At 62.5% G+C, this 3,188-nt stretch carries 3 protein-coding genes and 1 pseudogene; 2 read left to right on the top strand and 2 right to left on the bottom strand.

Features of this window, described 5'->3' with window-relative positions; genetic code table 11:
• Together EOA29_RS30345 and EOA29_RS30340 are read left to right on the top strand one after the other, a co-directional pair.
• A pseudogene (locus EOA29_RS30345) lies at nucleotides 1-238 on the top strand (NAD kinase); the annotation flags it as partial.
• A gap of 190 nt (nucleotides 239-428) precedes the next feature.
• Nucleotides 429-1,970: a DEAD/DEAH box helicase gene (locus EOA29_RS30340; protein ID WP_189350091.1), complete on the top strand. Its 1,542-nt coding sequence runs from the start codon at nucleotides 429-431 to the stop codon at nucleotides 1,968-1,970.
• Nucleotides 1,971-2,070: 100 nt separating this feature from the next.
• Here EOA29_RS30340 and EOA29_RS30335 read toward each other — a convergent pair whose 3' ends face one another.
• Nucleotides 2,071-2,679, bottom strand: a complete 609-nt coding sequence (locus tag EOA29_RS30335; RefSeq protein WP_126094148.1) for a hypothetical protein — start codon at nucleotides 2,677-2,679, stop codon at nucleotides 2,071-2,073.
• 254 nt (nucleotides 2,680-2,933) lie between these two features.
• Nucleotides 2,934-3,188, bottom strand: a 255-nt coding sequence (locus EOA29_RS30330; RefSeq protein ID WP_145969878.1) for an OmpA family protein, incomplete at its 5' end; no start/stop codon positions are given.

The raw sequence follows: 3,188 nt of genomic DNA, 5'->3' as shown, positions 1-3,188 counted from the left end.
GGTCAGCCCGTTCCGGCCGCGGCGCTGGCGCGGCGCACTGCTTTCCAACAAGGCGACCGTGCGCTTCGACATCTTGGAATCGGAAAAGCGCCCGGTAAACGCCGCCGCCGACCACACCGAGGTCAAGGCGATTGCCTCGGTCACGGTCCGGGAATCGCCGACCGCCACGGCGACGTTGCTGTTCGATCCCAATCATTCGTGGAACGAGCGTATTCTTGCCGAGCAGTTCCGCTATTGAGCCGGCGCAAGGACAAGACCTCGTTTAAGCATCGCGATTAAGGTTACGTCTTCACAATCGCCGGAATCCCGGCCGTTTCTGTTGACAAATCGCGGACTTGCGCCTAACTGCAAGCCCGATCTTGCAGGCGCGCGGCGCCTGCCGCAACACGTGTTGCGATTTTCCTGAACCAGCCAAAGACAACAAACACTTGTCCTCAGACACCACGACCGCTCAAGAAGCGTTGACATTCACGGACCTAGGCCTGTCGCCGAAGGTCCTCTCCGCAGTCACCGACGCCGGCTACACCAAGCCGACCCCGATCCAGGCCGGCGCCATTCCGCATGCGCTGCTTGGCAAGGATGTGCTGGGCATCGCCCAGACCGGAACCGGCAAGACCGCTTCCTTCGTGCTGCCGATGCTGACCCGGCTGGAAAAAGGCCGCGCCCGCGCCCGCATGCCGCGCACGCTGATCCTCGAGCCGACGCGCGAACTGGCGGCGCAGGTCGAAGAGAACTTCATCAAATACGGCAAGAACCACAAGCTCAACATCGCGCTCCTGATCGGCGGCGTCTCCTTCGACGAGCAGGACAAGAAGCTGGAGCGCGGCGCAGACGTGCTGATCGCGACGCCCGGCCGCCTGCTCGACCACCGCGAGCGCGGCAAGCTCCTGCTCAACGGCGTCGAGATCCTCGTCATCGACGAGGCCGACCGCATGCTCGACATGGGCTTCATCCCCGACATCGAGCGCATATGCGAGATGATCCCGTTCACGCGCCAGACGCTGTTCTTCTCGGCGACCATGCCGCCGGAGATCACCAAGCTCACCGAAAAGTTCCTGCACGCGCCGGTGCGCGTCGAGGTTTCCAGGGCCGCCTCCACCGCGACCAGCATCACGCAGCGCCTGGTGAAGTCAGGCTCCAAGCCGTGGGAAAAGCGCGAGACGCTGCGCAACCTGATGAAGGCCGAGAGCGACGGGCTGAAGAACGCCATCATCTTCTGCAACCGCAAGGTCGAGGTGTCGGAGCTTTTCCGCTCGCTGCTGAAACATGATTTCGATGCCGGCGCATTGCATGGCGATATGGACCAGCGCGCGCGCATGCAGATGCTCGCCAATTTCCGCGACGGCAAGCTGCGCTATCTCGTCGCCTCGGACGTCGCCGCGCGCGGCCTCGATATTCCGGACGTCAGCCATGTCTTCAATTACGACGTGCCGATCCATGCAGAGGACTATGTCCACCGCATCGGCCGCACCGGCCGCGCCGGCCGTTCCGGCAAGTCCTTCACCATCGCAACCCGCTCCGACACCAAATATGTCGATGCCATCGAAAGGCTGATCGGCACCAAGATCGAATGGCATGACGGCGACCTGTCGACGGTTACCGAGAGCGAAGGCGAGGATTCGCCGCGCCGTGGCCGCGGCGCGCCGCGGCGCGCCGGCCGCAAGGATGAGGACCGCAAGGACCGGGGCGAGCGCAAGAAGGACCGTCACGCCAAGCGTGAAGAGACGCCCGACACCGCGCGCGAAGAGCAGCCCGTCGCCGAAGTGGCCGATATCGCCGAGCGCCGCGCCCGCAAGGACGCGATCCGCTCAGAGAACGAGCGCAAAGGCTCGGGCAATCGTCACGAGCAGCGCGGCGACGCCCGTGCGCAACGCGACCGCCCTGCCCGCCATCGCCAGGAAGAAGACGATGCAACCGTCGGCTTCGGCGACGACGTGCCGGCCTTCATGCGGATCGTCGCGAAGGTCTGAAGTCGATACCAGCATAGCCCGGAATGAAAACGGCCCCTGAGCGGGGCCGTTTCTTTTTTGCTGTCGCTTCGCCTGAAGCAATTCAGCCAAAGGCAGTGCCTTACATCGGACCTGGCATCATCTTGGTCGGCTTCTCCAGCATCGGGAACTCGGCCTTGGTGCATTTCACGTTCGGGTTCGTCGGGGCGAACATGCCGTTCGGATTATCCCTGAACAGCCAGGCATGCAGGTCGTAGTGGACGAACTCCTTCGGGATCAGCGGATAGTGCCCCTCCATCGGTCCCATGAATTTCTGGCCAAACAGGCTCGGTGCTTCCTTGACGTCCGGTGTCAGCGGCACCAGCCATTCCACGCCGACCAGTTTCAAGCCTTTCTTCGTCGGCTCGTAGATCAGGACGTTGGGTTTCATCGGGTCTAGTGGCTTGCCAACGCTCGGGACGTTGACGAAATGGACGCCCATGGCGCCTTTCGGATAGTCCATCGTGCCCGGTATCTTCTCGCCGCTGTAGTAGACGCAGCCTTCGGTCGATAGATAGAGGTCGCGGATGGCGGCCGTGTAGTCCTCATATTTGGCCAGCGATTTTTTCAAGGCTTCGATGTCGGCCTTGTTGGCCTCCTCGGCTTGAGCCGCGGCCGCGCCTAGCCACGCGCCCAAGAGACCAGTCAAAACGAGGACGCCGCAGCGCCCAAGGCGAGCAGTTCTTGTCATGCATTCCTCCCAGATTTCTGATCTGGCCGTGCAAGACCGAGGCGGAAAAAATGCTTGTCGCGCGGCCAGTTGCCGCCTCATCCCCGCTGGAACAGGATTGATGCTAGTCCTTTCTCGAGCTCCGGAAAAGCATCATTTAGAGGAAGCTAATGGCCTAAGACTTTTGACCCAACCTGGAGTCCCGCAAAAATAAAAAACGGCCTCTTCCGAGGCCGTTTTGCTTGGTGGAGTTGATCCGCCGGAAGCGGTTCTTCTCAGGTGAGCGGCGAAAGCTGGATCTCGACCCGCCGGTTCTGAGCGCGGCCCTGAGCCGTCGCGTTGGACGCGATCGGGCGCGTCTTGCCGAAGCCGGTGACGGCGAAGCGGCGGGAATCGACGCCCTGGCCGGAGAGATAGTTGGCGACAGCAAGCGCGCGACGCTGCGACAGGTCGAAATTGTGCTCGTCGCCGCCGGTCGAATCGGTGTGGCCGAAGACGTCGACAGTGGTCTGGCGGAACTTGTTCAGCAC

This window comes from Mesorhizobium sp. M1E.F.Ca.ET.063.01.1.1, assembly GCF_003998155.1.
GTDB lineage: Bacteria > Pseudomonadota > Alphaproteobacteria > Rhizobiales > Rhizobiaceae > Mesorhizobium.
The sequence above is the reverse complement of the archived record's forward strand: the minus strand, read 5'-3'. Positions and strand labels throughout refer to the sequence as shown.